Source organism: Bradyrhizobium sp., from assembly GCF_035935975.1.
Lineage (GTDB): Bacteria > Pseudomonadota > Alphaproteobacteria > Rhizobiales > Xanthobacteraceae > Bradyrhizobium.
In genome coordinates this window covers 14,890-39,842 of sequence record NZ_DASYWN010000009.1, presented here as the reverse complement: position 1 = coordinate 39,842, position 24,953 = coordinate 14,890, and the positions used below count along the sequence as shown (strand labels likewise).

The following is a 24,953-nucleotide window of genomic DNA, read 5'->3' as shown; positions in this document are numbered from 1 at the left end:
GTCTTAATCGCAGGCATTTCATTCGCGACGCTCTGCCAATAGGATGTTGCGGAAATTAGCGGACAAGCCGTCCGGGTGGGGACGGCTCGGAAATCCGCGCAAGCGGCATGTTCCGGACTGTGGGCTTGCGCAAGTAGGGCGCAGGGCTCGCGGGGGGACGCGTACAAGTAACGAGGGCTCGGACTGATCATGGCCAACACTCCCAAAAAGGTCAAAGACCCCACAGAAGTCGCGCTTTCTGCGATCCAGGAAGCCCTCAACATCAGCGACACGGCTGCCGACACCAGCCGCAACGCCGCGATGCGCAACGAAACGGCGCCCTCGGTCGCACCGCCCCCGCCCCCGATCTTCGACGAACCGGACTTCGAGCCGCGCCCTGCCGCCAACGAGCGCGCCACCGTGTTCGATACGATCGAGGAGCCGCGCGCGACGCGCCGGGCCGCCAATGACGACCGTGCGACCATCGGCCAGCTCCTGCAGACGTTGCAGACGAGCCGCCCCTCCCGCAACATCTATACCGGCGCAACGATCTTCACCGTCATCTGGCTCGCGGCGTGCGCCGCGCTGACCGTCGGCTTCCTGCCCTCGATCCAGGCGGCGATGGGCCAGAGTGGCGGCGTGCTGGCAATTGCCGGCCTCGTCACGATGTTCTTCGCCCCGATCATGCTGTTCTTCTTCCTGGCGAGCCTCGTCTGGCGCGGCCAGCAAATGAGCGCAGTCGCGCAGGCGATGGCGCAGGTCGCGATCCGCTTCTCCGAGCCGGAAGGCTCGGCTTCCGATTCCATGGTCACCGTCGGCCAGGCCATCCGCCGCGAGGTCGCGGCCATGGGCGACGGCATCGAGCGCGCGATTGCGCGCGCCGGCGAGCTCGAGACGCTGGTCGCCAACGAGGTCGCGGCGCTGGAGCGCGCCTATAGCGACAACGAAGTGCGCATCCGCGCCCTGCTCCAGGACATCGCGCATCAGCGCGACAACCTGGTCGGCCAGGCCGAGCAGGTCCGCAGCGCCATCTCCGGCGTGCAGATCGACCTGCGCCACGACATCGCGCTGATCTCGGATGCGATCGCCTCGCGCGTCGACGAGGTCGCCAAGTCCATCACCGGCGCTCTCGAAGAGCGCGGCGCCCACATCACCAGCGCGCTGAGCAATGCCGGCGACAACATGATCCTGGCGCTCGGCGAACGCGGCGGCGACCTGCTCGACCGCCTCGAGGAAGCCAGCAACGAGACCACGCGCGCCGTGCTCGATGCCAGCGAGCGGCTGACCACCAGCCTCAACTTCAAGACCGGCCACGTCCACGACGAGTTCGTCGACCTCGCCGACCGCGTCCACGAGATGCTGAACGAGCGCATCGACCGCATCACCGGCGAGTTCGAGCAGCGTTCCTCGGCGATCGTCGACGGCATCTCCGACCGCACCGAGCAGGTGCACGACAGCCTGAAGAATTCGTCGGACTCGCTGCTGCTCGAGCTCGAGCTGCGCTCCAACGACATCTCCGCCAAGATCGACGACGCCGGCCACCGGCTCGCCACCCAGATCATGACCTCCGGCGACAAAGCGAGCGAAGCGCTCGACGCCACCGTCAACACGCTCGTCGCCAAGGTCGTGACCCAGACCGAGACCGCGCACGACTCGCTGTCGCTGCAGATGAGCGCGTTCGACGAGCTGGTGAAGAACCAGGGCTCCGAGCTGGTCGAGAAGTTCGCCCGCGACTCCGGTACGCTGGGCGCGCTGATCACCCGCCACATCTCCGAATTCGACCGCACCGTGAAGACGTTCGGCGGCGAGATCGTCGAGCGCATGGGCCAGCGCACGCAGGACATCCACGACTCGCTGAAGACCTACGTCGACAATTTCGACACCCGCTTCACCTCCAACGGCGGCGAGATCACCGCTGTGCTCGACCAGCGGCTCGTGCAGTTCGAGACCACGATCGGCGAACGCGTCTCCAACTTCGACGCCTCGCTGAACGGCAAGATCGCCGGCCTCGACAGCACGATCGAGGGCCACATCAAGACCTTCGACGACCAGCTCGTCGGCCGCGTCGCCGCGCTCGAGGAGTCGTTCGACACCCGCGCCAGGTCGGTGACGGAGACCATCGACGACCGCCTCAACACGCTGTCGACGTCGCTCACCGACGGTGCCGCGCAGGCGATCCAGTCGGTCGATACCCGCCTGACCCACCTGACGACGACGCTGACGGGTGGCGCGACGCAGGCGCTCGAATCCATCGAGTCCCGCCTCAGCCACCTCACGATGTCGCTCACCGACGGCGCCGCGCAGACCATCGAGACGATCGATGGGCGCCTCAACCATCTGTCGAGCTCTCTGACCGACGGCGCCGCGCAGACGATCCAGTCGATCGACTCGCGGCTGACCTATCTGACGACGACGCTGACGGGCGGCGCCACGCAGGCGCTCGAATCCATCGACGCCCGCCTCACCTATCTGTCGACCGCAGTGACCAACGGCGCCCAGCAGGCCGTGCAGTCGATCGACACCCGCCTGACGCTGCTGACCTCGACGCTCACCGACGGCACCGCGCAGGCGATCGAGGCGGTCGACCGCCGCATCACCGGCGTCGCCGATCTCATCGACGGCCGCAGCACGCACCTGACCGACTCTGTCACGGCGCGCTTCCAGGACATCCAGCAGGCCATCGAGACCAAGGTCGGCTCGGTCGCCAACGACATCGACGTGCGCGTGGCGCAGTTCGAGGACCTGCTCGGCTCGCGTGTCGAGGCCGTCGCCGGCCGCATCGAGAGCAGCGGCCGCCAGGCCAGCGAGGACATGATGTCCCGCGCCGAGATGATCTCGACCGCGATCCGCTCGCATGTCGAGGACGCAGAGCGCTCGCTCACCAACCTCGTGGTCAACACCAGCGAGACGATCCAGACCGGTGCGCGCACCGCCCAGCAGTCGCTGATGACGGTCTCCTCCGACGTCAACGCCCAGCTCAAGATGACCTCCGCCGAGGTCGAGCGCGCGCTGACCGCGGTCGGCACCGGTGCCGCGAACTCGATCCTGACCAGCGCCCGCGAAGCGCAGTCGTCCCTGGTCGCGGCCTCCGGCGATGCCTCCAACCAGATCAAGGGCCTCGCCGCCGACGTCGAACGCACGCTGTCCGCAGCGGGCTCGGCGACCGCCGCCTCGATCCTGGCCGGCGCCCGCGAGGTGCAGACCACGCTGGTCACGGCCTCCTCGGACGCGGCCAACCACGTCAAGACGCTCACCGCCGACGTGCAGCGCTCGCTGTCGCTGGCCGGCACCACCACGGCGGAATCGATCACCGCCGGTGCCCGCGACGCGCAGGGCGCGCTGATCGCGGCCTCGACCGAGACCGCCAACCAGATCAAGGCGCTGTCCTCGGACGTGCAGCGTTCGCTCTCGATGGCCGGCACCTCGACCGCCGAGACCATCATGACCGGCGCCCGCGAGGCCCAGAGCACGCTCGTCAGCGCCTCCTCGGATGCGGCGAGCCAGGTCAAGTCGCTCGCGGTCGAAGTGCATCGCTCGCTCTCGCAGGTCGGCCAGACCACCGCCGAGACGATTACCACCAGCGCCCGCGACGCCCAGACCACCCTGCTCGCGGTCTCGGCCGAACAGACCAGCCAGGTCCGTTCGCTCGCGGCCGAGATGCAGCGCGCGCTGGCGACCGCCGGCGGCGCCACCATCGAGGCGCTCACCAGCGGTGTCCGCGAGGCCCAGGGCACGCTGATATCAGCCTCGACCGACGCGGCGAGCCAGATCAAGTCGCTGACCACGGACATCGAGCGCACGCTGACCGCGGTCGGCGCCGACACCGCCTCGACCATCCTCAGCAGCGCGCGTGAGGCGCAGACGTCGCTGACCTCGACCTCGGCGGATGCCGCGAGCCAGATCCGAACGATCTCGACCGAGATCGAGCGCGCCCTGAGCACGGCCACCGCGAATGCGACCAACGACATCCAGACCAGCGCGCTCAACGCCCAGAACGCGCTGATCTCCGCCTCCAACGAGGCGAGCTCGCGGGTCAAGACCAGCTCGGCCGACGTCGAGCGTTCGGTGCTCGCGGCCAGCTCCAGCTTCGGCCAGGCCATGACCGGCAAGACCGACGAGATCGTCACCTATGTGCAGCAGCAGTCCGAACGTCTGTCGAACATGATCGACGCCAAGCGCGGCGCGCTCGTCGATGCGATCGGCTCGAAGACCAGCCAGCTCACGCTCGACATCGACCGCGTCACGTCCGACGCGCTGAAGTCGATCGAGACGCGTGGCCATGCCTTCTCGCAGACCATGATGGGCAACGGCTCCGAAGTCGCCCGCACCATCAACGCGGCGAGCGAGATGGCGACCGGTGCGGTCAACAAGTCGCTCAAGGACCTCGAGCAGGCCTCGCGCTCGGCGATCGACCAGTCGCGCCAGGTCTCGATCGCGGCCGTCACCGAGATGCAGGAGACCAGCAAGATCCTGCGCACCGACACGGTCGCCCTGTTCGAGCGTCTGCGCGAAGGCAACATCCTCCTCCAGGAGGTGCTGACCGGTGCGCACGACAACCTCAACTCGCTCGAGCGTGCACTGGTGACCCGTGTCGCCGACTTCGTCTCGGCGATGAACGACGTCACCTCGCGCAACGGCGCCGCGACCCAGAACCTGGAAGATCAGCTCAACGTCTTCAACACGAAGACCACGCGGGCCCTGCAGGATCTCGGCGAGCTGTCGACCCAGTTCGACGCCCACGGCAAGGCGCTGGTCGATGCCGCCCAGGTCGTCGAGCAGAGCAACAAGAACACCACCGCCTCGCTTGCCGAGCGCAAGGCGGCGCTGGAATCGCTGGTCACCACCATCGACCTGCGCACCACCGATCTCGACCAGCGGCTGTCGCGCTTCACCGGCCTGCTCGATGAATCGCTGGCCGCCGCCGAAGAGCGTGCCCGTGACATCGCCCGCGTCGTCGCGGAGACCGCCGGCGCAGGCTCGGCCGCGATCACCCGCCAGTTCGAGGCGGTGCGCGCGGCCTCCGAGGAGGAGCACCGCCAGACCATCGAGGCGATGCACGACATCTACCGCACCACCACGGATGAAGCGGATGCGATGTTCAAGCAGTCGACGGAGAAGTTCACCAACCTCGTCTCCAGCATGAAGCAGATGGCGTTCGAGATGCACAACGAGCTCGAATCCACCCGCAACGAGCTGCGCCGCGGCGTGCTCGAGATGCCGCAGGAGGCCGCCGAGAGCACTGCGCAGATGCGCAAGGTGATCGTCGACCAGATCGAGGCCCTCGCCGAGCTCAACCGCATCGTGGCCCAGCACGGCCGTGGCCTCGACGTCTCCACGACGGGCCGCGCGTCCGCCGCCGTCCAGCGCCAGGACGAGCCGATGATGGCGACCGTCGGCGTGCGCAGCACCGAGACCCGCATACGCGACACCGGCAGCGCCTCGACGCTGCCGCCGCCGGACCTCGGCATGCCCGCTCCCTCGCGCCGCACCGAAGCGCCGCCGGTCGCACCGGGCAACAGCGACCAGGGCCGCGACGGCTGGCTGTCGGACCTTCTCAACCGCACGGACGCCAACCAGGGCGCCCCGACCGGCCGTGAGGCTCCCCGTAGTCGCCCGGCACCCGCGCCGCAGCCGCAGGCCCCGCAGGCCAGCAGCAATCCGCTGGAGTCGCTGTCGCTCGACATCGGCCGGCTGATGGACCGCAACCTCGCCGCCGAGATGTGGGACCGCTACCAGCGCGGCGAGAACAAGGCCTTCACCAAGCGCCTCTACACGCCCGCCGGCCAGAAGGCCTTTGACGAGGTCGCCCGCAAGTACCGCGCCGACCGCAACTTCAAGGGCACGGTCGACCGCTACGTCGCCGAGTTCGAGCGCCTGCTCGACGAAGTCGCCCGCGACGGCCGCGGCCCGCAGGAGCTGCGCAGCCACCTGACCTCGGAGACGGGCCTGGTCTACACCCTGCTCGCACACGCGGCGGGCCGGCTCGGGTAAGCAGCAAAGCTCGCAAACAATCAAATGCGAACGGAGGCCTCACGGCCTCCGTTTTTGTTTGAGCGCATCATTCGGGGAACGATCGTAGCCTGCATGGAGTGCAGCGGTGTCGGTGCGAGGCGCGGTCGTAGCCCGTATGGAGCGAAGCGGAATGCGGGGGCCAAGCCAAGAATCCCGGATTACGCTTCGCTCCATCCGGGCTACGAAGGTGGCGTACACTCTCTCCACACCGTCATTGCGAGGAGCCCGCGACAAAATTGCGAAGCAATTTTGCGCTGGCGACGAAGCAATCCAGACTGTCCCCGAGGAGGCACACTGGATTGCTTCGCTTCGCTCGCAACGACGGAGGAGAGACCAGCGCCTACTGCCGCCTGCCGCTCGCGGGAGGCGCCGCCCTCGGCGGCTCGGGCGGCGGGGCGGCTTGCGATGAGTTGCTGGCGCCGAACAGCACGCGGGTCGGGTTGCGGTCGAAATTGTTCACGGCGCGGCTGATATCGCCGAGCGTACGGCGGCCGTCGGCCATCAGCGCACCGGAGCGCTTGTCGAAATCGTCGGCGAGCTCGCGGATCGACTTCACCGCCTGGAACAGCTCGCCGCCGTCCTTGCCGCCGGCCAGCGTGTTGAGGCCGAGCATGAGATTGTCGGCCTTGAGCATGACGCCGTCGACCTTGGCCATCACGCCGTCGATCTTCTCGGAGTTGCGCGCCAGAGAGTTGGTGAAGGTCTCGAGATTCTTCAGCGAGTTCTTCACCGACTCCTGATTGTCGGCGACGATCTTGTTGATGTTCTGCAGCGTGCCGCGGATCGCCTCGGTGACGTCCTGGAGCTTGTTGGGATCGGCCGTCAGCGTCGGGATGCCGTCCTGGTCGAGCGGCGGCGCCGGAGCCGCCTCCTCGCCGCCCTTGAGCGAGATTGCGGCAACGCCCGTCAGGCCCTGGAATTCGAGGCCGACCAGGGTGTCCTTGCGGATCGGGGCGTTGTTCTCGATCATGGCGAGTGCGACAACCCGCCGCGGGTTGTCCAGCTTCACCGAGACCACTTCACCCACCCGGATACCGTTGAAATTCACACTGCCACCATTGCGCAGGCCCGCCGCCGGGCCCTCGAACACGACGCGCAACGGGCTGCGCTGCTTGGTGGTGTGCAGCGACTGGAACCACAGCACGAAGCCGATCGCCGCGGCGATCACCGCCAGCGTGAACGATCCGATCAGTACGTAATTTGCCCGCGTTTCCATCGGTTACTCCGGCACCTCAGCCCATCACCGCGCGAGCGCGCTTGCCATGGAAATATTGCCTCAGCCAGGGATGCTGCGAGGCCTGCATGTCGGCGATCGACCCTGCCGCAATGATCTTACCGTTCCCTAAAACGGCGATGCGGTCACATGCTGTGTAAAGGCTGTCGAGATCGTGGGTTACCATGAAAACGGTCAGCCCCAAAGTACGCTGCAGCGTCCGCACCAGCTCGTCGAAATCGCCGGCGCCGATCGGGTCGAGGCCCGAGGTCGGCTCGTCGAGGAACACGAGGTCCGGATCGAGCGAGAGCGCGCGTGCGAGCGCCACGCGCTTGATCATGCCGCCCGACAGTTCCGAGGGAAACCGCTCGGCAACCTCCGGCTTGAGGCCGACCATGGTCAGCTTGGCCATGGTGATCTCGTCCATCAGCCGCTGCGACACGCGAAGATATTCGCGCATCGGAAACTGGATGTTCTGCCGCACGGTCAGCGAGGAGAACAACGCGCCCTGCTGGAACAGCACGCCCCAGCGCCGCTCGACGCCGCGGCGCTCGGCGCTGTTGGAGGAATCGAGATCGACGCCGAACACTTCGATGGAGCCCGCGACCTTCGGCACCAGGCCAATGATGGTGCGCGTCAGCACCGACTTGCCGGCGCCCGACGGGCCGACGAAGCCGAGGATCTCGCCGCGCCTGACGTCGAGATTGAGGCCGTCGAGCACGCGCGTCGCGCCGAACTGCACGGTGATGTCGCGGACGCGGATGATGGGGTCCTGGATCCCGTTGTGAGCTTCTTGCGCCATCGTCACATCCCGATCGAGGCGAAGAAGATGGCGAACACGCCGTCCATCACGATGACGAAGAAGATGCCCTTCACCACCGAGGCCGTGGTGTGCTGCCCGAGCGATTCCGCACTGCCTTGCACGGCGAGCCCTTCGACGCAGGCGACGATGCCGATCACGGCGGCCATGACAGGCGCCTTGACGATGCCGACGATGAAATGATCGATCGAGATCGCATCGCGCAGGCGCAACAGGAACGCCTCGGGATCGACGCCGCCATAGAGCCAGGCGACGAGCCCGCCGCCATAGAGCGCGGCCATCGCGCCGAGGAAGGCGAGGATCGGCAGCGCCAGCACCAGCGCGAGCATGCGCGGCAGCACCAGCACCTCGATCGGGTCGAAGCCCATGGTGCGCAGCGCGTCGATCTCCTCGCGCATCTTCATCGAACCGAGCTCGGCGGTATAGGCGCTGCCCGAGCGGCCCGCGACCATGATCGCGACCAGCAGCACGCCGATCTCGCGCAGCACCAGCACGCCGAGCATGTCGACGACGAAGATGTCGGCGCCGAAGCGGCGGAAATGGAAGATGCCTTGCTGGGCGATGATGCAGCCGATCAGGAAGGTGATCAGCACGATGATCGGCACCGCACGCCAGCAGACCTGCTCCATGTGGTGCACGGTCGAGGTCAGGCGGAACGAGCGCGGATGGATCAGCACGCGTCCGCCGGCGGCCAGCACCGCGCCGAGCATGTCGACGAGGCTCGCCACCGTTCCGGCGATGCCGGCCACGGCGCGGCCGATCTGCTCCAGCATGCCTGATATGGTGATCGTGCTGCTGTCGACCACGGCCGTCGCCCTGACCCGCCGCACCTCGTCCACGAGGCTCGAATAGTTGGCGGACAGGCCCGCGATCTGGGCCTCGACGGCGCCCTGGGTCAGGCTGCGGCGCAGCCGCTCGATCAGCCAGGCGCCGAAAGTGTCGAGCTTTCCGACCTCTGACACGTCGATGAAGATGCTTTGCGAACTGCTGGCGAGCTTCTCGGCGTCGGCCACCATGCGCTCCAGAACCGGCGCGAAGCTCGCGGTCCAGGTTCCGGTCGCGCAGAGAGCCAGCGCATTGCCCTTGGCAATCCGTTCCAGCTTGGGCTCGCCGCTCAAGATGTCCGCTCCCGTCGCGGGGCGGAGGAAATCAGATAGTTGCGCACACGCCCTTACCCGGAAAAGGTATCCCCAACTGGTTAATGTTAGTTGTTAGAGGTAACCAGCAGGTTCAGATTTCGCCAGAGTTCAAAATGACTTCCAGCAAAGTTCCCGCCCTCGCCGCACGAATCGAGCGCTTTCCCATCGCCGGAAGTTTCACGATCAGCCGGGGCGCCAAGACCGAGGCGGTCACGGTCGTGGCCGAAGTGAGTCAAAACGGCCTCATCGGCCGCGGCGAATGCGTGCCCTATCCCCGCTACGGCGAGACGCCTGAGGCGACCCTGGCCGCCATCGAGGCGATGCAGGCGGCCGTGGCCGGCGGGCTCACCCGGCAGGCCCTGCAAGCCGCCATGCCGCCGGGGGCTGCCCGCAACGCGCTGGATTGCGCCCTGATCGACCTGGAGGCCAAGGCGGCCGGCCTGCGGGCCTGGAGCCTGCTCGACCGGCCGATCCCCGGCGAGCGCACCACGGCCTACACGATCTCGTTAGGCACCCCCGAGGCCATGGCGGCGGCGACCGCCAAGGCGGCGCACCGGCCGCTGCTCAAGATCAAGCTCGGCGGCGACGGCGATGCTGCGCGGATCGCATCCGTCCGCAAGGCGGCCCCTGAGTCCGAGCTGATCGTGGACGCCAACGAATCCTGGACCGAGGCCAATCTGGAGCAGAACCTTGCCGCCTGCGACGCCGTCGGCGTTACCCTGGTCGAGCAGCCGCTGCCGGCCGGCAAGGACGACGCGCTGGCGCGGATCAAGCGGCCGCTCATGGTCTGCGCCGACGAGAGCGTGCACGACCGCAACTCGCTGGCGCCGCTCCGCGCACGCTACGACGCCGTGAATATCAAGCTCGACAAGACCGGCGGCCTGACCGAGGCGCTCGCCATGGCCGATGCGGCGCGGGCGCTCGACTTCGAGATCATGATCGGCTGCATGGTCGCGACCTCGCTGTCGATGGCGCCCGCGATGCTGGTGACGCCGCAGGCGCGCTTCGTCGATCTCGACGGCCCGCTGCTGCTGGCGCGCGATCGCGATCACGCCCTGCGCTACGACGGCAGCCTGGTCTATCCGCCGGATGCCTCGCTCTGGGGCTGAGCGATCAGCCGGTGCCGCGCCGACCAGATGACAAGCGCGCCGGCGGCGGCCATTGCGGCCATGACGTAATAGAGATTGTCGCCGATGCGGGCGTAGATCGCGCCTGACGCGATCGAGGTCGCAGCCCCCAGCAATCCGTTGCACGCGGCGTAATAGCCCTGCCCGCGCGCGATCTGATGCGACGGCACGCGCTGCACCAGCAGGTTCATGGTGCCGACGATGGTCATGCCGAAGGTGAGACCATGGCCGAGCTGCACGATCGCGAGCAGCGCGAGCGGCGGCTCGTTGGCGGTGACGATCCAGCGCACCACGGCGCTTAAGCCCCCGATCGCGATCATCGTGGACGGATGCATCGAGAAGCGCGGCGACAGCGCGAACACGACGATCTCGGCGATCACGCCCAGCGTCCACAGCCCCGCGATCGTCAGCCCGCCGAGCCCATGGAGCTGCCAGTTGATGGCCGAGAAGGTGTAATAGGCGACGTGGCTGCCCTGGATCAGCGCGGCCGAAGCGATCACGGCCCAGAAGCCGGCGTCGCGCAGCAGCGCCTTGCCGGCCTGCGTTTCGGTCGTTTTCCGTCTGACGTCCTCGAGCGGTCGCAGCAAAAGGCTCGCGGCGACCGCGATGACGGCCCAGGCGACGATGACCCAGATCAGGTCGCGCGCCGCGATGACGTCGACGAGATAGCCGCAGGCGAGCGAGCCGGCGGCGAAGGCCGCCGAGCCCCACAGCCGCAACGGCCCGTAGTCGAGCCCGTAGCGGGCGACACCGCGCAGCGCATAGGCATCGGTCAGCGGCGTCGTCGGCGTCCACATCACGCAGGTCAGCGCGTAGATCAGGAACAGCGCCAGCGGCTGATGCTGCAGGCCGACCGCGGTGAACCCGATCGCGGTGGCCAGCACCGACAGCATCATGCCGGCGCGAATGGCATGGCGCTTTTCGGCAAAGGCGGTGATCTGCGGCAGCGTGGTGAAGCGCGTGATCGCCGGCAGTGCGTTGATGAGGCCGATCCAGCTCGCGTCGATCCCGATCGCCTTCAGCCAGACGGGAAAGAACGGCAGATGCGTGCCCGACACCGCGAACACCGCCGAATAGAACAGCGCCAGACTCACGGCGAATCGCCGCTTCACTGACGTCGCGATGGGGATTTGTGATTCGGTCTTCATCAAACCAATTGCGATTCGGTCGATATCGTGGTGATCGTTACTGTAACGCGCACTGATTTGCGCGACGAGATTGTCATGGCCAACGAAGCATTCGCCCTCTCGCCCATGTCTGCCCGCGCGGCCGAGCCGAACGAGCAGGATTACGACGCGATCCGCGAAGCCTTCATGGAGACCGCGCGCGGCCGCTGGTTCCTCGGCGAATATGCCAAGCGCAACCGCAACGCCGACACCCGCATGGTGCTGGATGCGGTCGCGAAAATCGAAGAAACCCTTGCAGCGCAGCGACAACCCGTCGTCGAGGACCGCCTGCCCGAGGCGCTGATCGAGATCCGCCGCGCCATCCGCGAGGCCGAGACGATCGCGATCGCGGCGTTCGATCCTTCGGCGATCGAGGCGAGCCTCGCGCCGATCCCGCGCGGCGTGCGCATCATCAAGGAGATCTCCTGGCGCTGGCGCGAGATCGGTGCCGACGGGCGAATCTGCGACCTGATTGATTCGCAGCTCGCCTCGATCGAGGCCGCCTGCGGACAGATTTCGACCATCGACCCCCGCGGTGAGCTCAAGGCCGCATTCGATCTGCTCAAGGATCGGATCGACCAGACCGCCGGCGACGCAACGCCGCAGGCGGAGCGTCCCGCGCCGGCACCGGTTCAGGAAGCGCCAGCCCCCGTCGCGGAAGCTGCGCCTGTCGAGACCGCGCCGCCCGCAATGGCGAGCGAAGCACCCGTGGCTTTTACGGAGAAGCCGCAGGACATCGCACCGGCGCCAGAGCCCGAAGCCGCGGTCGAGACCGCCGACACCACCGAAGTGTCGGCGATGGCCGAGCAGGCGATCGCCGTTGCCGCCGCGCCCGAGATCGCTGCCGAAAACACCGCCGCGCTTGATAGTGCCACGCTCGAACGCGCACTCGAAGACGTCCGGGTTGAAGAGCCGGCCACCGAACCTGTCGCCCTCGCGGAGGTGACCGACGAGTTCTCGCTCGACGCCGCCGCAGAAGCCGAGGACGAAGCCATCCTCGATGCCATCGCGCTGGAGATGGCCGCGCCCGATCCGGAGTTCGACGAGATCATCGAGCCGGTCGAGATGGCAGCGGCTGCTCCGGAACCGATGGCCGCGGAGGTCGCAGCCCCGGTTGCTGCCGCGACGCCGGAACCGGTCGCGCCGCAGCCCGTCGTCGCACGGGTCGTGGAGGAGCCCGCCGAGGACGCGCCGATCGCGATGGACTCGCTGGCGCGCCTCACCGATGCCATTGCCGAAGCCGCAGCCGAAGTGATGGAGCAGCCCGCCCCGGCCATGGCCGCCACGGCGACATTCGGCGCGGCCCCGACAGCAACGCTGCCGATGCCCTCGCCTTTGCCCGCATCAGCGCCCGCGCCCTCGCTCGGCGCCACCATCCTCGCCAGCGGCATGCTGCAAAAGCCCCGCGCGGCCGCGAACGACCCGCTCGCACCAATCCGCCGCATGACCCAGGCCGAGAAGATCGCGTTCTTCTCGTAAGGGTCGCAGACTCTTTCGCCAATTCGTTCACTCTCGTGTCCCGGACGCGCTGCAACGCGCGAGCGTTGCTGCGCAGAGCCGGGACCCAGCGACACGGGACGATGCGGTGAGATGGGCCCCGGCTCTGCAGCGCACCGTCGAAGAGACGCTGCGCTGCGTCCGGGGCACGAGCACGAATGCCGCGCACGCTCTCGCCACATCGTCATTGCGAGCCACCGGGTCCGCGCAAAGCGCGGCCCGATGACAGGCTCCGCGAAGCAATCCGGAATCCTTCCGCGGAAAGATTATGGATTGCTTCGTCGCTTCGCTCCTCGCAATGACGACACCGCCGTCACCGGCGAGGACGCTGCGATCAAACGATCAGCCGCAATTCCAGACCGCACCGATCGGGGTCCGCGTCCAGCACGGACCAAAGCTGCCGCCATTGTAGCGGCCGCCGCCGAAACCGGGCCGGCCGAAATAGCGCCACTCGCCGTCCCAGCCGTAATATTGCGGGACCGGATCGATGTACCAATGGCGACGGTCGTTGCGCGCGAGGCGCCGCATCGCGTCCTTCTGCTTGTAGAGCGGAATGCTGTTGCTCAGCGGCTGGCGATAGCCCGGCAGGAAACCATAACCGTGCCAGACCGGCTTCGGACGCTTCTGAACGGGCTCAGCAGGCGCGACAGCGGGCAGCAGCGACAGGATGACAGCAAAGAATAGACACACAAGGCGAGACATGGATCGACCATAGAGAATCGCCTGCGGGAAGGCCATTCAAATTCGAGTGCGGGACGTTTCGCCGCTTCGCCTCGAAGGCACCTCCCGATAAGCTCGCAAGGCGCAGCAGGATCTGCGCAGGCCATCTGCATCGTCCGGAGTGAGCGAATGTCCGAAACCACGCCTGCCGTCGGCGCATTCGCCATCGTTCCGAGCAACGACCTTGCCGCTGCGATTCCGTTCTGGGAGCGTCTTGGTCTTGCGCGTGCGGGCGGCGACGCCAATTACGTCATCATGCGGGGCTGGGGATGCGAGGTGCATCTCACGCAAGCCGGCGACGGCCCGTGGCGGGTGCCCGAGCACAATCCCTTCGGCGTCTTCATTCGCACACCCGATGTCGATGCCATTGCCGCGCGCGTGGACGATCTGATCATCCGCCCCGGCGGCGTGCTGCGCCACCGCGAATGGGGGATGTATGAGGTGGGCATCAATGGTCCCGACGGTCTTCTCGTCCGGATCGGCTGGCCTTCGGAGCTGATGCGTCGCTCTAGCTGATCACGCCCTTGCGGATCAGGAAGCATCCGTAGCCCCTGCTATCGCCGACCTGCACGACACCGAAGCCGGCCGCCGCCGCGCGATAAAAGTCCGGTCGCGAGAGCTTGCCGGGAGTAACCGCGCCGCCAACGGCACGTTCGATCTCCGCCAGCACCGCACGCTGCACGTCCGGCACGCGGTCGGGATCGTCGACCGGCGCCATCACGCGCACCGGATCCGGATCGAAATCGTCGAGCGGGTAGACCGACATGATGGCGCGGATGGCCGTCTCCATGAGCATGCCCGGCAGCTGGATCAGGCGCTGCGATGTCGTGCTCTGCGCGATGCGGGCGGCCGGGTGATTGGCATCGACGAAGACGAGGTCGTCGCCATGGCCCATCGAGGCCAGCAGCCAGAGCAGATCGGGCGTCAGGATCGGGTCGATCGATTTCAGCATGTAACGGCACTTCCCCTGGGCATGTCATTGGCCGGCGAAACCGGCCCGCTCAGCATAGCAGGTTCCGAGCGTGATTCAGATCACGCAGGGTAGCATGGTGATCGCGATCACGGACCCCCGGTTCGAACGGGGCCAGGCTTCCTCGCAACCAATCTCGCATCGAGATCAGTGCCAGAGGAGCACGCCATGTTCCGCCTAACGCCTCTCCTGAGAACTGCGGGCCTGCTGGGAAGCCTGTTAGGCTTCGCCTGCGGCCCTGTTGCCGCGCAAATTGCCCCGGTCGCGCCTGCGCCCACCGCCCTGCAAGGCCCGGAACAGCGCGTGGCGCTGGTGATCGGCAATTCGAACTACCAGAACGCGCCGCAGCTCCAGAACCCCGACAATGACGCGCAGTCGATGGCGCAGTTCCTGAACTCGGCCGGCTTCGAGGTGGTCGCCGCGACCGATCTGAGCCAGAACGACATGCTCCGCGTGGTGCAGGATTTTTCCGCGAAGGTTTCCGCGCGCGGTCCGAACACGGTGGCGATGGTCTATTACGCCGGCCACGGCGTGCAGCTCGCCGGCGAGAATTATCTCGTTCCCGTCGATGCCAAGGTTTCGAGCCAGACCGAGCTCGTCAACAACTCGGTGCGCCTCGTCGACGTGATGTCGACGCTAGAGACGATCCCGAGCCGCATGCGCATCGTCATCCTCGATGCCTGCCGCAACAACCCGTTCCCGAACGTGAATGATGCCGGCCGCGGCCTTGCCATCGTCGACGCGCCGAACGGCTCGATCGTCGGCTATTCCACAGCGCCGGGCGCCGAAGCGCTCGACGGCACCAATGGCCACAGCCCCTACACCCAGGCGTTCCTGAACGTCGCGCGCGAGCCCAACGTGCCGATCGAGCAGCTGTTCAAGCGGGTGCGCCTCGAGGTGAACCAGACCACCAGCGGCGCGCAGATCCCGTGGGAGAGCTCCTCGCTGACCTCGGACTTCACCTTCTTCGGCGACACCGCGGTTGCCGCCAACCGCGCCCCGGTGAATACGCCCGTCGTGCAGATGGCCTCCAACCTGCCGAGCCGCTCGACGCGCCAGGCCTATGACTACGTCGTGTCGGAGGGCCGGCCGGAGTACTATCAGGAGTTCATCCAGATGTACCCGCACGACCCGCTGTGCGACCACATCCGCTGGCTGCTGTCGAACCTCCTGCTCTCGCAGGCCTGGCACAAGGCGGTGCTGGCGAACTCGCCGATCGGCTACAAGACTTTCTACGACAGCTACGGCAACAGCCCCTATGCGCAATCCGCGCTGAAGCTCGAGACCCAGCCGAAGCTGATCCCGCTGATGCAGGCGACCAAGTTCCTGGCGCCGCAGAACATCAACCCGACCTTCAAGATCGGCAATCTCGGCCAGCCCAAATACATCCCGCTGATGCAGCAGGGTAGTGGTGGTTCGCAGATCAACGGCAACCTGCCGGTCGTGCAGAAGCCGGTCGACAGCAACGTCACCGGCAAGCTCGGCAATGGCGGCCAGATCGTCAACCTGCCGGCCGGCAACAACCAGCCGAACCCGCAGAACGGCACGCCGTCGCAGACCCCGGGCAAGATCGTGACCCTGCCCGCGACCAACAACCAGAATGGCAACAACAATGCCGGCACGAACAACGGCACCACCAACGGCTCTCCTGGCAAAATCGTCAGCATGCCGGTGAACGTCGGTAAGGGCGGCACGACTGTCGACACCAAGCCGGTCGTCCAGACGCAGACCAACCCGATCCGCATCAACAACGGCGCGAAGATCAGCAACAACCCCGTGAACAAAGTGCAGGTCCAGAACAACCAGCAGAACACCCGCCCGCAGTTCACCCCGACCAACCGCATCGTCAACAATAGCGGCAACAACTTCCGCCAGTCGATGAACCAGGCGCAGGGCAATAACGGCGGCAACAACCATCGCGGCGGCTTCATGCGCTGATCGCGCAACGCACTCACACACGACAAGGGGCAGAGCGGAAACGCTCTGCCCCTTTTTATGTCAGGGAATGGGACACGATCCCTTGGCGCTGCCTGAGCACACGCCTCGTCCTTCGAGACGACCGCTTCGCGGTCTCCTCAGGATGAGGCTACTCAGCATCGGTGCCGGTTGAGACTGCCGCCGTACACTCCAACCTCATCCTGAGGAGCCCGCAAAGCGGGCGTCTCGAAGGATGGGCCACAGGGGAGCCTCTCTCAGGCCACCAGCTCGGCAAACAGATCCGCATCGACATTGCCGCCGGAGAGCACGATGACGACGTTCTTGCCGGCGACGTCGAGACGTCCCGCCAGCAATGCGGCAAGACCCACCGCGCCGCCCGGCTCCACCACGAGCTTCAGCTCGTGATAGGCGAACGACACGGCCGCGCCGACTTCCTTGTCGGAGGCGGTGACGCCGCGCGCGAGCAGCTTGCTGTTGATCGCAAAAGTCATCTCGCCCGGGATCAGAGCCATCAGCGCGTCGCAGATGGTGCGCCCCGCAGGCGGGTGCGGCTCGCGATGGCCGGCGGTCAGCGAAATGCCGTGATCGTCGAACGCCTCGGGCTCGGCCACGACGATCTCGGCTCGCGGATAACGCGCCTTCACGGCCGTCGCGACGCCCGCGATCAGGCCGCCGCCAGAGGCTGGAGCCACCACGATGTCGGGGGCAAGGCCGAGCGTTGCCATGTCTTCCGCGATCTCGCGGCCGGCAGTGCCCTGCCCCGCGATCACGAATGGATCGTCATAGGGCTTGACCAGTGTCGCGCCGCGCTTCTCGGCGATGCCGCGCGAGATCGCCTCGCGGTCGTCATTGTAGCGGTCATACAGCACGACCTCGGCGCCGTAGGATTTGGTGCGCTCGCGCTTGGACAGCGGCGCGTCCGCCGGCATCACGATGGTGGCCTGCATGTCGAGGATTTTCGCCGCCGCCGCCACGCCCTGGGCGTGGTTGCCGGAGGAGAACGCGACGACGCCGCCGGCGCGCTTGTCCTGCGGAATCGAGAACACCTTGTTGAAGGCGCCGCGGAACTTGAAGGAGCCGGTGCGCTGCAGCATCTCCGGCTTCAGGAACACTTTGGCACCGACGCGCTCGTTGAGCACGGGAAAGGACAACAGCGGGGTGCGGATGGCGAAGGGCGCGATCACGCGCGCTGCGGCATCGATATCGGCGGGGCCGATCGGGAGGAGCTGTTCGGTCATGCCAGAACTTTATCGCGTCAGCCGCGAGCCCGGCAAGACACCTCCGCGCGATGAACCGTGGCTTTCAGGCTACGAAACTAACGGGCTCCGCCCCATTCCTGCCCGATAGCACCGCGCCGACCGCTAAAATGCTGTCCACGAAGGCCCTCGCCGAGGCCTCCCAGGTGTAGTTGGCGGCGAATTCGACGCAGTCCTGCCGGGAGATGCCGAGCGCCGTGAAACAGGCGTTGCGCAGGTCGTGATCGAGGGCGCCGACCGGCGCATCGCCGATCACGTCGCGGGGGCCCTTCACCGGGAAGGCCGCAACCGGCAGGCCGCTGGCGAGCGCCTCCAAGAGGACCAGGCCGAACGTGTCGGTCTTGCTGGGGAACACGAACACGTCGGCGGCCGCATAGATCTCCGCCAGCGCCTCGCCGTGCTTCTCGCCGAGGAAGATCGCGTCCGGATAGGCCTCCTCGAGCGAGGCCCGGGCCGGGCCGTCGCCGACGATCACCTTGGTGCCGGGCAGATCGAGGTCGAGGAACGCCTCGAGATTCTTCTCCACGGCGACACGGCCGACCGAGAGGAACACCGGGGCCGGCAGGCAGAGGTCGATGGCGCGGGGATGGAACAGGCCGGTGTCGACGCCGCGCGGCCACAGCAGGACATTGTCGAAGCCGCGGTCGGTCAGCTCGCGGGCAAGCGCCGGCGTTGCGGCCAGCACGGCGCTGCTGGCGCTGTGGAAGCGGCGCAGCGCCCGCCAGATCAGCGAGCCCGGAACCGGGACGCGAGCGCGGACATATTCAGGAAAGCGGGTGTGGAAGCTGGTCGTGAACGGCAGCTTGCGCTGGCGGCAATAGCGGCGGACCATCAGGCCGATCGGCCCTTCGGTCGCGATATGGATGCTGTCGGGCCGCGCCTCCTCGATCAGCTTCGCGATTCTGGCCGGGCGGGGCATCGCCAGGCGCACGTCGCGATAGCTCGGCATCGCGAAGGTGCGGAACGATTGCGGCGTCAGGAACGTGAACTCGACGCCAAACCCCTTGGCGGCCTCAGCGAGCTTGGTCAGCGTCCGAACCACACCGTTGACTTGCGGGTGCCAGGCGTCGGTCGCGACCAGGATGCGCATCAGGCTGCCCTTGCTGCCACCTGCGGAACCTGCGCCGGCTTCTGCAAATGATCCGCCCAGGTGATGATCTCGAAATGGCCGTCGTCGTGCTCGACCAGCGCGGTGCAGCTCTCGACCCAGTCGCCGCAATTCATGTAGCGGATGCCGTTCTCGTCGCGGATCACGGCGTAGTGGATGTGGCCGCAGATCACGCCGTCGGCGTCATGGCGCCGCGCTTCGGCGGAGAGCGCCTGCTCGAACGCGCCGATATAGTTGACGGCGTTCTTGACCTTCTGCTTGGCCCATTGCGACAGCGACCAATAGGGCACGCCGAACATGCGACGGAAGAAGTTGACGAAGCGATTCATCTGGATCGCGAAGTCGTAGGCCTTGTCGCCGAGATGGGCGAGCCAGCGCGCGTTCTGCACCACGAGATCGAAGATGTCGCCGTGGATCACGAGATAGCGCTTGCCGTCCACGCCGGTGTGGACGGTGTTCTCGACGACGTCGATGCCGCCGAAATGCGTGCCGTAATAATTGCGCAGGAACTCGTCGTGATTGCCGGGCACGTAGATGATCTTGGCGCCCTTGCGCGCCTTGCGCAGCAGCTTCTGGACCAGGTCGTTATGCGATTGCGGCCAGTGCCAGCTCGATTTCAGCGCCCAGCCGTCGACGATGTCGCCGACGAGATAGATCGTGTCGGCGTCATGGTAGCGCAGGAAGTCCAGCAAGAGGTCGGCTTGAGAACCGCGGGCTCCGAGATGAACGTCGGAGATGAACAACGTGCGAAAGCGCCGCTCCGGGCTCTCGTCACTCACATCGTAACTTCCCATGCGCCAGCCTGTAACAATATCCCGTGACAGGGGGATGACCAATTGAACCTATGAGGCACCTTCAGATACGAATCACGCCTTGCCTCGCCCTCCCCGCGAATATCAGTCGCATGCGACAATCAGGCGACATGAAGCCGCAATGATTGTCCGCAAGAGCCCGCTCCCACCGCCCTATTGGTTAACGGCAGCGTCCAGCGCGCAGCGCAGGGGCCTCTCGTCAGTAATATTTGTGGAAATGATGGATCGGCCCGTGGCCGTGACCGACACTGAAGCTGTCGGCGGCCGCGATCGCGGCGCTGATCCAGGCCTTGGCGCTGCGCACGGCGCGCTCGAGGTCCTCACCCTTGGCGAGACCTGCGGCAACCGCCGAGGACAGCGAGCAACCGGTGCCATGGGTGTTGCGGGTAGCGACGCGGGGCGCAGCAAGCGCGATCGTGCTCTCGGGCGTGACGAGATAGTCGGTGCTCTCGGCGCCCTCGCCGTGCCCGCCCTTGATCAGCACGGCGCGGCAGCCGAGCGCCATCAGGCGGCGCCCCTGGCTTTCGATCTCGGTCTCGCTCCGCGCGATCTGTTCGTCGAGCAGGGCCGCGGCCTCCGGCAGGTTCGGCGTGATCACCGAGGCCAGCGGCATCAATTTGGCGCGCAGCGCCTCGACGGCTTCGGACGCGAGCAGGCGGTCGCCCGAGGTTGCGACCATCACGGGATCAAGCACCACATGGCGCGGCTTCAAACGGGAGAGCGCGGCCGCGATCGCGTCGATGCTGGCGGCCTGGGCCACCATGCCGATCTTCACCGCGCCGACATCGAGATCGGAAAACACCGCGTCGATCTGCGCGGTGACGAATTCGGCCGGCACTGCGTGAATGCCGGTGACGCCGCGCGTGTTCTGCGCCGTCAGCGCCGTGATCGCGGACGCCCCATAGACGCCGAGCGCCGCGAAGGTCTTGAGGTCCGCCTGGATGCCCGCGCCGCCGCTGGAATCCGAGCCGGCAATGGTGAGCGCCACGGGCGTCGTCATGGGGCGGCTTTCCGGGTTATCGAGGCCGAGCTTTGCGAGATCATGGCCTGTCCTAGCGCGCGCCCGGAGCGCCAGCAAGCCGCGAATCAGGCGGAGGCAGGGCCGCGCGGCATTGTCGTCCATCCGAATAAGTGAAACGTTGACGGATTCGTCAGCGACGCCTTGGTGCGGGCCGGTCCCGGCCCTCACCCTCTCGGGATTATGCCATGTGGGCCTACTTCGAACGCCTTCTCGACTCCTCGATGCTCTCGCCGCACGGCATCTGCCTGCTGTGGGAACCCGAGCTGATCTGGCTCCACGTCGTCTCCGACGCCTGCATTGCGGCCGCGTATTTCTCGATCCCGTTTGCGCTTGCGATCTTCGTCATCAAGCGACGCGATCTCCAATTCGGCTGGGTCTATTGGGCCTTCGCCGCCTTCATCATGGCCTGCGGCCTGACGCATGTGCTCTCGATCTACACGCTCTGGGTTCCGATCTACGGCATCGAGGGCCTCGTCAAGGCGATGACGGCCGTGGCTTCGATCTTCACGGCTATCGCGCTCTGGCCACTGTTGCCGAAGATTCTGAAAATGCCCTCTCCGTTCGAGTTGCTGCAGGTCCGGGCCGCGCTCAAGGAGGAGGAGACCAAGAACCGGGACGCCGCCCAGCTGCTCCGGCAGGTCAGCGACGCCCAGCGCGCGATGCGCGAGAGCATGACGCGCCTCACGGCAATCGTCGAGACGGCCGTCGACGGCGTCATCCTGTTCGACGCGCAAGCCCGCATTCTCCTGTTCAATCCCGCCTGCGAACGGCTGTTCGGCTATCGCGCCGATGAGGTCATGAATCACGACATCGGCATGCTGATGTCCGACGAGGAGAGGCCCTCCCCCGCGGGCCATAAGCGGGGTTTCTCGACCGGGGAAGCCTTCGGCCTGCGCAAGGACGGATCGCGCTTTCCGATGGCTCTATCGGTAGGCCAGGCCTGGGAGGACGGCGAGCTGATCTATGTCGGCATCGTCCACGACCTCACCGCGCGCAAGCTGACCGAGCAGCAGCTTCAGCAGGCGCAGAAGATGGAGACGGTCGGCCAGCTCTCCGGCGGCATCGCCCACGACTTCAACAATCTGCTTACCGTCATCATCGGCAACGCGGAATTTCTGAGCGAGCAGCTCCGCGCGCGCCCTGACCTGCGCCGCTTCGCCGACGACATCTGCCAGTCCGGCGAGCGCGGCGCGGAGCTGACGCAGCGGCTGCTGGCGTTTAGCCGCCGCCAATTGTTGCAACCGCGCGCCATCGAGTGCCGCGATCTCCTGACCTCCATGCACAAGCTGCTCAAGCGCACCTTGCGCGAGAACATCGAGATCAAGACGGCGTTCGGCCCAGGCTCCATCCTGGCCTTCGCCGACCGCGCCCAGCTCGAATCCGCCGTGCTCAATCTCGCGCTCAACGCGCAGGACGCCATGCCGTCGGGCGGGCATCTGACCCTGAGCACCGAGCTCACCGCGATCGACGAGCACTACCGCGTGCAGCATCCGGAGGTGGAGTCCGGCAGCTACGCCCTGATTTCGGTGACCGACGACGGCGAAGGCATGACGCCCGAAATCATCGAGCGCGCCTTCGAGCCGTTCTTCACGACCAAGGAGGTCGGCAAGGGGTCCGGCCTTGGCCTCAGCATGGTCTATGGCTTCGCCAAGCAGTCAGGCGGGCATATCTCGATCTACAGCGAGCCGGGCCTCGGCACGACGGTCCGGATCTACCTGCCGCATGCCGGCGGCGAGCAATCGCTCGCCGATATCGCGGCACGCGAGGAGGCAGTGCCGAGGGGCCACGAAACGGTCCTGGTCGCCGAGGACGATCCGTTCGTCCGCTCGTCCGTCACGCTGCGCGTCGAGGCGCTGGGATATCGCGTGGTCGAAGCCGTCAACGGCGATGAGGCCCTGCAGCAGCTTCGCGACAATCCGGCCATCGACCTGTTGTTCACCGACATCGTGATGCCAGGCGGGATGAGCGGCTGGGAGCTGGCCGACCAGGCCCGGCGCATCCGCCCCGGCCTGCCGGTCGTGTTCTCGTCGGGCTACGCGCTGGAGACCCTGGTCGAGCAGGGCCGCGTCCAGGCGCAAGCGATCGTCCTGACCAAGCCCTATCGCAACGCCGAGCTGGCCCGGCGGCTGCGGGAGGCATTTGCCGGCGCGCCCCTGCCGTCCTAGAAGCGCTCTCAGGAGCGGCTTTTTGGCGGCCCGCGCGACGGCAAGTTCGCTTGCCAAGCCAAGTTCGCTTGCCAAGCCTTGCCGGTTTTGGCCTATTAGCCGCAAAGAACGCGCTTTCGGAGTGACTGCAATGGTACCTTTTTTCGTCCAGATCAAATGCAAGCTCGGCCAGTCCTATGTGGTCGCCAACGCGCTTGCCGAAGCCGAGATCGCCTCCGAGATCTACTCCACGGCCGGCCAGTACGACCTGCTGGTGAAATTCTACGTCGACAAGGACACCGACATCGGCCATTTCGTCAACGAGAAGGTGCAGGTGCTGCCGGGCATCCAGGACACCCTCACCATCATCACGTTCAAGGCGTTCGGCACGGGCTAGCTGCCCGCAATCGACCTCAGTCGTATGGTGGTTGTGTCTCGGCTTTGCCGCGCCGGATCTCGCCGCCATGTTCCTGCCTTACGCGCCGCCCTCTTTCCGCTTCGGTCGCGGCGGACCATCCACAGGCGGCAGCGACTTCAGATAGTCCGCCATCGCCGCAATGTCCGCTTCAGGCAATTGCGAGGTGTTCTTGATCACGCGCGTCATCGCGCCGCCGACGCTGTCGCCGTCGGGCAGTTCACCGGTCTTGAGGAAATAGGCAATATCCTTCGCACTCCACTCGCCGAGGCGCTTCTGTGTGATGTTGGGCACCCAGCCCTCGCCTTCCGGATTGGGCCCGCCGGCAAAGCGCTCGCCCGAGATGATGCCGCCCAGCGCATTGCGCGGGCTGTGGCACTCGGCGCAATGACCAAAGCTGTTGACGAGATAGGCGCCGCGATTCCATTGCGGCGATTTGGTGCCGTCGGCGACGAACGGCTTGCCGTCCATGAACAGGAATTTCCAGATGCCGACATTGCGGCGGATGTTGAACGGAAAGCCCACATAGTGGTCACGCACTTTGCCTGCAACGGCCGGCAGCGTTTTCAGATAGGCGAAGAGATCGAGAACGTCCGTGCGTTTGGCATGCTGGTAGGACGTATAGGGAAAGGCCGGAAAATAATGCTGCCCGCTAGGTGAGACGCCGTGCATCACAGCATTGACGAACTCGGCCTCGGTCCATTTGCCGATGCCGTAGGTCGGATCGGAGGAGATATTCGGGGCATAAAACGTTCCAAACGGCGACTTGATCGCAACACCGCCACCGAGCTTGAGACGATCGGGCTGGTCGGGGACGGCATGGCAGGACGCGCAGCCGCCGGCGTTGAACATCACCTCGCCATTGGCGAGGTCAGCCGCATGGGCGGATCCCGGGCTCACGGCAGCCACCACGGGCGCGCTGAGCCACCAATAGGCGCCCGCACCGACAATCGCTGCGAGCAGCGCCACCCAGATTGTTCTTCGCAACATTCGGTCCATCCACGCGTTGCGGTAAGCCTATGACCCATCTCCGCGTGGCTCCAGCCACGAAGAATTTAGCCCGTACCCCGCGGCGACGGGAATAAACTGAAACCGCGACTGTTGGAAGTTTGGCAGCCCAACGAGGTCACCAGGGAGAATGTTCATGAACAAGACCGTGATCGCCGTCCTCGCGCTCGGCACTATGGCTTTTGCAGCCCCGGCCAGCGCCGAAAAGCTGAAAGCAACGCTCGACGGCAAGGCCGAAGTGCCGGCCACCACCAGCAGCGGCACCGGAACGGCCGATCTGGATTATGACGCCGCCAGCAAGAAACTGTCCTGGAAGGTCACCTATTCCGGGCTGTCCGGCCCCGCCACCGCCGCGCATTTCCACGGCCCGGCCGAGGCCGGCAAGAATGCCGGCGTCGCGATCCCGATCCCGGGCGCCGCCAACAGCCCGGTCGAGGGCTCGGCGACGCTGACCGACGCACAGGCCGCCGACCTGCTCGCCGGCAAGCTTTACGTCAACATCCACACCGCCGCGAATCCGGGCGGCGAGATCCGCGGTCAGGTGACGAAGTAGGCGAAAACGCCACGTCGTCGCGGAAAGGCCGGACGCAAGGAGGGAGCGTCCGGCC

19 protein-coding genes are annotated in these 24,953 nt (G+C 66.4%); 8 read left to right on the top strand and 11 right to left on the bottom strand.

Annotation, left to right across the window (positions count from 1 at the left end; translation table 11 throughout):
- The first annotated feature begins 189 nt into the window (after positions 1-189).
- On the top strand, positions 190-5,970 hold the full coding sequence (locus VGR99_RS03365; RefSeq protein WP_326896887.1) for a negative regulator of septation ring formation: 5,781 nt from the start codon (positions 190-192) through the stop codon (positions 5,968-5,970).
- 361 nt (positions 5,971-6,331) lie between these two features.
- Here the strand turns inward: VGR99_RS03365 and VGR99_RS03360 are convergent, their stop codons facing one another.
- From VGR99_RS03360 to VGR99_RS03350, 3 genes are read right to left on the bottom strand one after another with little or no spacing between them, the layout of a single operon-like run.
- Positions 6,332-7,207: an MlaD family protein gene (locus VGR99_RS03360; protein WP_326896886.1), complete on the bottom strand. Its 876-nt coding sequence runs from the start codon at positions 7,205-7,207 to the stop codon at positions 6,332-6,334.
- Between the two features lie 16 nt (positions 7,208-7,223).
- Positions 7,224-8,006 carry an ABC transporter ATP-binding protein gene (locus VGR99_RS03355; RefSeq protein WP_326896885.1) on the bottom strand — a complete coding sequence of 261 codons (783 nt, stop codon included), beginning with the start codon at positions 8,004-8,006 and terminating at the stop codon, positions 7,224-7,226.
- A 2-nt stretch (positions 8,007-8,008) separates the two neighbouring features.
- A complete protein-coding gene (locus VGR99_RS03350) occupies positions 8,009-9,142 on the bottom strand; it encodes an ABC transporter permease (RefSeq protein ID WP_326896884.1) in 1,134 nt (377 codons plus the stop codon).
- A 134-nt stretch (positions 9,143-9,276) separates the two neighbouring features.
- Between VGR99_RS03350 and dgcA the strand changes: the two genes are divergently transcribed.
- Positions 9,277-10,272, top strand: coding sequence for an N-acetyl-D-Glu racemase DgcA (dgcA, locus tag VGR99_RS03345; RefSeq protein ID WP_326896883.1), 996 nt, complete (start codon positions 9,277-9,279; stop codon positions 10,270-10,272).
- Here the strand turns inward: dgcA and VGR99_RS03340 are convergent.
- Positions 10,242-11,438, bottom strand: a complete 1,197-nt coding sequence (locus VGR99_RS03340) for a major facilitator superfamily domain-containing protein 6 (RefSeq protein WP_326896882.1) — start codon at positions 11,436-11,438, stop codon at positions 10,242-10,244. The two genes, dgcA and VGR99_RS03340, sit on opposite strands and share 31 nt — an antisense overlap.
- 75 nt (positions 11,439-11,513) lie before the next feature.
- Here VGR99_RS03340 and VGR99_RS03335 point away from each other — a divergent pair, with 75 nt between their 5' ends.
- Entirely contained in the window at positions 11,514-12,935 is a 1,422-nt protein-coding gene (locus VGR99_RS03335) for a hypothetical protein (protein ID WP_326896881.1), read from the top strand.
- Between the two features lie 360 nt (positions 12,936-13,295).
- On the opposite strand, the gene VGR99_RS03330 is transcribed toward VGR99_RS03335, so the two are convergent.
- On the bottom strand, positions 13,296-13,655 hold the full coding sequence (locus VGR99_RS03330) for a hypothetical protein (RefSeq protein ID WP_326896880.1): 360 nt from the start codon (positions 13,653-13,655) through the stop codon (positions 13,296-13,298).
- 147 nt (positions 13,656-13,802) lie between these two features.
- Here VGR99_RS03330 and VGR99_RS03325 point away from each other — a divergent pair, with 147 nt between their 5' ends.
- Positions 13,803-14,189 (top strand): glyoxalase, encoded by a 387-nt coding sequence (locus VGR99_RS03325; RefSeq protein ID WP_326896879.1) that lies wholly within the window; start codon positions 13,803-13,805, stop codon positions 14,187-14,189.
- On the opposite strand, the gene VGR99_RS03320 is transcribed toward VGR99_RS03325, so the two are convergent.
- Positions 14,182-14,625 (bottom strand): RbsD/FucU family protein, encoded by a 444-nt coding sequence (locus VGR99_RS03320; RefSeq protein ID WP_326896878.1) that lies wholly within the window; start codon positions 14,623-14,625, stop codon positions 14,182-14,184. The genes VGR99_RS03325 and VGR99_RS03320 overlap by 8 nt on opposite strands.
- Positions 14,626-14,811: 186 nt before the next feature.
- Between VGR99_RS03320 and VGR99_RS03315 the strand changes: the two genes are divergently transcribed.
- Positions 14,812-16,581 carry a caspase family protein gene (locus VGR99_RS03315; protein WP_326896877.1) on the top strand — a complete coding sequence of 590 codons (1,770 nt, stop codon included), beginning with the start codon at positions 14,812-14,814 and terminating at the stop codon, positions 16,579-16,581.
- A gap of 254 nt (positions 16,582-16,835) precedes the next feature.
- On the opposite strand, the gene VGR99_RS03310 is transcribed toward VGR99_RS03315, so the two are convergent.
- The 4 genes from VGR99_RS03310 to thiD form a co-directional block, all read right to left on the bottom strand.
- On the bottom strand, positions 16,836-17,819 hold the full coding sequence (locus tag VGR99_RS03310; protein ID WP_326896876.1) for a threonine/serine dehydratase: 984 nt from the start codon (positions 17,817-17,819) through the stop codon (positions 16,836-16,838).
- A gap of 64 nt (positions 17,820-17,883) precedes the next feature.
- On the bottom strand, positions 17,884-18,927 hold the full coding sequence (locus VGR99_RS03305) for a glycosyltransferase family 1 protein (RefSeq protein WP_326896875.1): 1,044 nt from the start codon (positions 18,925-18,927) through the stop codon (positions 17,884-17,886).
- Positions 18,927-19,739 (bottom strand): UDP-2,3-diacylglucosamine diphosphatase, encoded by an 813-nt coding sequence (locus tag VGR99_RS03300; protein ID WP_326896874.1) that lies wholly within the window; start codon positions 19,737-19,739, stop codon positions 18,927-18,929. The genes VGR99_RS03305 and VGR99_RS03300 overlap by 1 nt, the downstream gene beginning before the upstream one ends.
- Positions 19,740-19,956: 217 nt before the next feature.
- Complete coding sequence (gene thiD / locus VGR99_RS03295; RefSeq protein WP_326896873.1) at positions 19,957-20,757, bottom strand: bifunctional hydroxymethylpyrimidine kinase/phosphomethylpyrimidine kinase; 801 nt, start codon at positions 20,755-20,757, stop codon at positions 19,957-19,959.
- A gap of 206 nt (positions 20,758-20,963) precedes the next feature.
- On the opposite strand from thiD, the gene VGR99_RS03290 reads away from it, so the two are divergent.
- Together VGR99_RS03290 and VGR99_RS03285 are read left to right on the top strand one after the other, a co-directional pair.
- Complete coding sequence (locus VGR99_RS03290) at positions 20,964-22,943, top strand: PAS domain S-box protein (protein WP_326896872.1); 1,980 nt, start codon at positions 20,964-20,966, stop codon at positions 22,941-22,943.
- Between the two features lie 130 nt (positions 22,944-23,073).
- Positions 23,074-23,319: an Lrp/AsnC ligand binding domain-containing protein gene (locus tag VGR99_RS03285; protein ID WP_061878884.1), complete on the top strand. Its 246-nt coding sequence runs from the start codon at positions 23,074-23,076 to the stop codon at positions 23,317-23,319.
- Positions 23,320-23,397: 78 nt separating this feature from the next.
- Here the strand turns inward: VGR99_RS03285 and VGR99_RS03280 are convergent, their stop codons facing one another.
- Complete coding sequence (locus VGR99_RS03280) at positions 23,398-24,327, bottom strand: c-type cytochrome (RefSeq protein ID WP_326896871.1); 930 nt, start codon at positions 24,325-24,327, stop codon at positions 23,398-23,400.
- Between the two features lie 154 nt (positions 24,328-24,481).
- On the opposite strand from VGR99_RS03280, the gene VGR99_RS03275 reads away from it, so the two are divergent.
- The gene (locus tag VGR99_RS03275; protein ID WP_326896870.1) at positions 24,482-24,898 is read left to right on the top strand and encodes a CHRD domain-containing protein; all 417 of its coding nucleotides are present in this window, start codon (positions 24,482-24,484) and stop codon (positions 24,896-24,898) included.
- Positions 24,899-24,953 lie beyond the last annotated feature (55 nt).

What these genes read in the sequence shown, in the direction of transcription:
- VGR99_RS03365 (WP_326896887.1), top strand. Translation starts at nt 190, where the DNA reads ATGGCCAACACTCCCAAAAAGGTCAAAGACCCCACAGAAGTCGCGCTT.
- VGR99_RS03360 (WP_326896886.1), bottom strand. Translation starts at nt 7,207, where the DNA reads ATGGAAACGCGGGCAAATTACGTACTGATCGGATCGTTCACGCTGGCG.
- VGR99_RS03355 (WP_326896885.1), bottom strand. Translation starts at nt 8,006, where the DNA reads ATGGCGCAAGAAGCTCACAACGGGATCCAGGACCCCATCATCCGCGTC.
- dgcA (WP_326896883.1), top strand. Translation starts at nt 9,277, where the DNA reads ATGACTTCCAGCAAAGTTCCCGCCCTCGCCGCACGAATCGAGCGCTTT.
- VGR99_RS03340 (WP_326896882.1), bottom strand. Translation starts at nt 11,438, where the DNA reads ATGAAGACCGAATCACAAATCCCCATCGCGACGTCAGTGAAGCGGCGA.
- VGR99_RS03335 (WP_326896881.1), top strand. Translation starts at nt 11,514, where the DNA reads ATGGCCAACGAAGCATTCGCCCTCTCGCCCATGTCTGCCCGCGCGGCC.
- VGR99_RS03330 (WP_326896880.1), bottom strand. Translation starts at nt 13,655, where the DNA reads ATGTCTCGCCTTGTGTGTCTATTCTTTGCTGTCATCCTGTCGCTGCTG.
- VGR99_RS03325 (WP_326896879.1), top strand. Translation starts at nt 13,803, where the DNA reads ATGTCCGAAACCACGCCTGCCGTCGGCGCATTCGCCATCGTTCCGAGC.
- VGR99_RS03320 (WP_326896878.1), bottom strand. Translation starts at nt 14,625, where the DNA reads ATGCTGAAATCGATCGACCCGATCCTGACGCCCGATCTGCTCTGGCTG.
- VGR99_RS03315 (WP_326896877.1), top strand. Translation starts at nt 14,812, where the DNA reads ATGTTCCGCCTAACGCCTCTCCTGAGAACTGCGGGCCTGCTGGGAAGC.
- VGR99_RS03310 (WP_326896876.1), bottom strand. Translation starts at nt 17,819, where the DNA reads ATGACCGAACAGCTCCTCCCGATCGGCCCCGCCGATATCGATGCCGCA.
- VGR99_RS03305 (WP_326896875.1), bottom strand. Translation starts at nt 18,927, where the DNA reads ATGCGCATCCTGGTCGCGACCGACGCCTGGCACCCGCAAGTCAACGGT.
- VGR99_RS03300 (WP_326896874.1), bottom strand. Translation starts at nt 19,739, where the DNA reads ATGGGAAGTTACGATGTGAGTGACGAGAGCCCGGAGCGGCGCTTTCGC.
- thiD (WP_326896873.1), bottom strand. Translation starts at nt 20,757, where the DNA reads ATGACGACGCCCGTGGCGCTCACCATTGCCGGCTCGGATTCCAGCGGC.
- VGR99_RS03290 (WP_326896872.1), top strand. Translation starts at nt 20,964, where the DNA reads ATGTGGGCCTACTTCGAACGCCTTCTCGACTCCTCGATGCTCTCGCCG.
- VGR99_RS03285 (WP_061878884.1), top strand. Translation starts at nt 23,074, where the DNA reads ATGGTACCTTTTTTCGTCCAGATCAAATGCAAGCTCGGCCAGTCCTAT.
- VGR99_RS03280 (WP_326896871.1), bottom strand. Translation starts at nt 24,327, where the DNA reads ATGTTGCGAAGAACAATCTGGGTGGCGCTGCTCGCAGCGATTGTCGGT.
- VGR99_RS03275 (WP_326896870.1), top strand. Translation starts at nt 24,482, where the DNA reads ATGAACAAGACCGTGATCGCCGTCCTCGCGCTCGGCACTATGGCTTTT.